General features: G+C 37.5%; 5 protein-coding genes. All 5 read left to right on the top strand.

The annotated features are described in order from the left end of the window. Positions 1–274: 274 nt before the first annotated feature. Genes BLR42_RS22105 through BLR42_RS22085 form a run of 5 tightly spaced genes read left to right on the top strand, consistent with a single transcriptional unit; the run spans position 275 to position 3,021 of the window. A complete protein-coding gene (locus tag BLR42_RS22105; protein ID WP_091873872.1) occupies positions 275–1,255 on the top strand; it encodes a hypothetical protein in 981 nt (326 codons plus the stop codon). An 11-nt stretch (positions 1,256–1,266) separates the two neighbouring features. After that, positions 1,267–2,142: a metallophosphoesterase gene (locus BLR42_RS22100; protein ID WP_139165254.1), complete on the top strand. Its 876-nt coding sequence runs from the start codon at positions 1,267–1,269 to the stop codon at positions 2,140–2,142. After that, entirely contained in the window at positions 2,133–2,375 is a 243-nt protein-coding gene (locus BLR42_RS22095; protein WP_091873870.1) for a hypothetical protein, read from the top strand. The genes BLR42_RS22100 and BLR42_RS22095 overlap by 10 nt, the downstream gene beginning before the upstream one ends. Continuing rightward, the gene (locus BLR42_RS22090) at positions 2,359–2,664 is read left to right on the top strand and encodes a helix-turn-helix domain-containing protein (protein WP_242879478.1); all 306 of its coding nucleotides are present in this window, start codon (positions 2,359–2,361) and stop codon (positions 2,662–2,664) included. The genes BLR42_RS22095 and BLR42_RS22090 overlap by 17 nt, the downstream gene beginning before the upstream one ends. 12 nt (positions 2,665–2,676) lie before the next feature. After that, a complete protein-coding gene (locus BLR42_RS22085) occupies positions 2,677–3,021 on the top strand; it encodes a hypothetical protein (RefSeq protein ID WP_091873865.1) in 345 nt (114 codons plus the stop codon). The last annotated feature ends 164 nt before the right edge of the window (positions 3,022–3,185 follow it).

The following is a 3,185-nucleotide window of genomic DNA, read 5'->3' as shown; positions in this document are numbered from 1 at the left end:
CTCCATTCTGTTTGATATATCTAAGCGTACTCAAAATGGTTGTAACTATCAACAAAGTTTTAGTGGTTACCCACTATATTTGGCGAAAGGCCAAAGAATATTGCCGATATAAAAGATAGCAATGGAAATGCGTGTCTTTTCAATGGATTGACCATCAATGTGATGTCTGTGTAATAGAACTGACGTCAATAACTGAAGCAAAGAATGATAAAGAGGCCGATGAACAACAACTGATAATGGACTCTTTATGGAAATAGCAAAATAGGGGAAAAGAGTGAAGAAAATGACCATGGAAAAGATAAAACTATTGCAAACAAGGGTCTTTCACGATAATAAGGTATATTTGCTTGCTTCTGACATAGCTGAACTTATGGGATATGGAGAAGCTCAATTTATTGAAGATTACAGGGAAATTCTATGTAATCTTGATTGTATGCCTCCACTTGTACTGGAAACAGACTTTAATGCTTTGGTTCTGGAGAATGATGATTTGTTCGAAAATCTTCAGCATCTTGAGATAACTAGAGTTGATACGCTGAGATTTGAAACAGAAATACAGAAAAGTATTTATCCACTAAAGTTTTTGTTTGGGGGAGAGCTTTTTGAACATGGTGCTAAAATGGCAGGATACAACTCGGTATCAGAATATATAAGCGAGGTTGATTATCCCAATGAGATAAAGAAGGCATTTGATAATCTGAGAAAAGACTCAGGAGCATTAGATGTATATCGAGATGAATGTGATAAGTCCAATAATCAGGACAATATAGATGTTAAACTACTAAAAGAATATGGATTACAGTTGCAGGGCTATACCAAGATAAAGGACGGAAGGCCTTGGTACGAGGAATTTATAGTCGGGAAGGGTATTTTTTATCATGTTTCATATGATTCTGACGAGATATATACGGAGCTGAGAGTAGAGGATAACAAACTGATAGTACCCGAATTTAACATGAATGGAGATGGCATAGAGGCCTGTAATAAAGGATATGATAACGATGGCAGAGATTATAGATTGTTTGGAGTTTTTGAGAATATATTCTATATACTGCTTCGTAAAAGTGTAAAAGATGCTGGCGCGGACCTTTTATTATGTGAAGATTCCGGGGTAAAGCTATACATATCTTCGCAAGAGGCTTTTAGATTGCTTAATCCCAATATGTTCAGGGATGTTTTCTTGTTTGAAGGGAAAATTGATTTTGAAAAGGATTCTTATCTTACGGAATATGCCGGAAAAATTCAGTATAGGTAGGAGATAAGGGTATGAGATACTATATCGCAGATCTTCATTTTAACCATGGGAATATGAATAAAAACATGGACAAACGCGGGTTTGAAAGCGCTGAGGCCATGAATGAATATATGATTAAGCAATGGAATTCTAAGGTGAAAACCGGGGATGAAGTGGTGGTGCTAGGTGACTTTTGTTTTGGGAGTGGAAAAGTAGCAAACAAAATATTGGCACGTCTTAGAGGGAAAAAATACCTAATTGTAGGGAATCATGACAGGTTCCTGAAGGACAAGGAATTTGAACCGGAATGGTTTAAGTGGATAGAACATTACAAGGAACTGAATGATGACAATAGGAAGGTGATTTTGTCGCACTATCCGATCTTTTGCTATAACGGGCAATACAGAAAAGACGTGGGAGATAACCCACTGGTATATATGCTTTATGGGCATGTACATAATACCTTTGATGAGTATCTTCTAAATGACTTTATTCAGCGAACAAGGGATTATAAGCGGTTTGAAAGGGATAAAGAATATCATAACATTCCCTGCAATATGATCAACTGCTTTTGCCAGTTTTCTGACTATGTGCCGCTTTCTCTTGATGAGTGGATAGCTTTGGATAAGAACCGGCGCAGAAACATGGATATAGAAGATATGATAAAGACAGGGCAGGCTTTGGACATAGATGTGTCTTTTGGGGATGGGGTTATGAAAGTAGCGTTACCAACTGAAAAGTATTACAGGCTAAAGGATGCGTTTGCTGAACAGGGCCTTACTATTGAAGAAGGGCTTAAGCGATTTGTGGAATGGTCTGTAGAAAAACCCGTTGAGTTTAAGGCATGGGTGGAAGAATGCAAAAAAGAAGGCTATTTTAGTGAAATGGAGTTAAAAGCATGGACATGATCGAAATAACCCCGGAAGAGCTGATGGAGAATCTGGATTCAAATGATTTTTGTAGGAAATTTGGAAATCCTGTAAAGGTCAGAACTGAAAATGGTTATGTAGTTGTTATGGCGTTTGAGCTGTATGAGCGTCTTTTCGGAAAGGTTGACCTATCTAAAGAGCACACCATAGAAATGGATGAGTTTTTGGGAAAAAACAAAGAAACGGAGAGTAAGGATGACAAGCCAGATTGATAGATTCAAAACTGGAAAACTGATCAAAAGTGTAATGGATGAAAAGGGGATAACTGCAAAAGACATCAAGGAGTATTTTAATTTCTCAAGTGTTCAGAGCATATATCATTGGTTAGAAGGAAAGAGTCTGCCGACATTGGATAATATATATGGGCTGAGCGACCTCCTTGGGGTGCCTGTAGATGAATTGTTGTCTGGGGATAGAGAGGCAAGGTACAGCTTTAAAAGAGATGACTCCTTTCGTCGAATTAGTTATTATTATGAATTCTTTCATAGAGGCATTGCTTGAAGATAATCTGAAATGAAATCAAGAATACTGGAATATATAAAAAACAATCCCGATAACTGGGAACAGAAATTGAATGAAAGGGCGATACGCACAAATCATAGGGATGATCTGGTGTGCTTTAAGTATGCTGTCAGGCATAAAGCTGAGGATATGATATTGTTTTCAAGGAGGCTTTTTGAAGAGTATAACTGCGACAGAAAAGCTGTGGCCATGGCTATAAAAGACTCACCATATGCATGGGCTGGCTTTAAGGCTATCGGAAATGATAAAGATGCTTCCGATATTATGGCTTTATTGGTGCCATCTAGTGTTGAAAAGCTTATCAAAGAGTATTCTGAAAATTCTGTTGTTTACTAATGATATTCTTGGAAATCTCGTATGGCTTTTGAAGCCTAATCCGGGATTAAATAAGTGAATAAGATACAATAAAACTTTCCCAAATCGCCGGACTATAGGTTAAGCCCATAAATCCGCGGTTTGTTACTTCATTTGTCAGAAAATGAGTGCACCAAAGGCAAAAA

The organism is Butyrivibrio sp. INlla16, assembly GCF_900104155.1.
GTDB lineage: Bacteria > Bacillota > Clostridia > Lachnospirales > Lachnospiraceae > Butyrivibrio.
This window is presented reverse-complemented; position numbering and strand designations above follow the sequence as displayed.

Bases quoted from the DNA above. Each gene is read 5' to 3' on its own strand.
- BLR42_RS22085 (WP_091873865.1), top strand. From the start codon at position 2,677: ATGAAATCAAGAATACTGGAATATATAAAAAACAATCCCGATAACTGG.
- BLR42_RS22090 (WP_242879478.1), top strand. From the start codon at position 2,359: ATGACAAGCCAGATTGATAGATTCAAAACTGGAAAACTGATCAAAAGT.
- BLR42_RS22095 (WP_091873870.1), top strand. From the start codon at position 2,133: ATGGACATGATCGAAATAACCCCGGAAGAGCTGATGGAGAATCTGGAT.
- BLR42_RS22100 (WP_139165254.1), top strand. From the start codon at position 1,267: ATGAGATACTATATCGCAGATCTTCATTTTAACCATGGGAATATGAAT.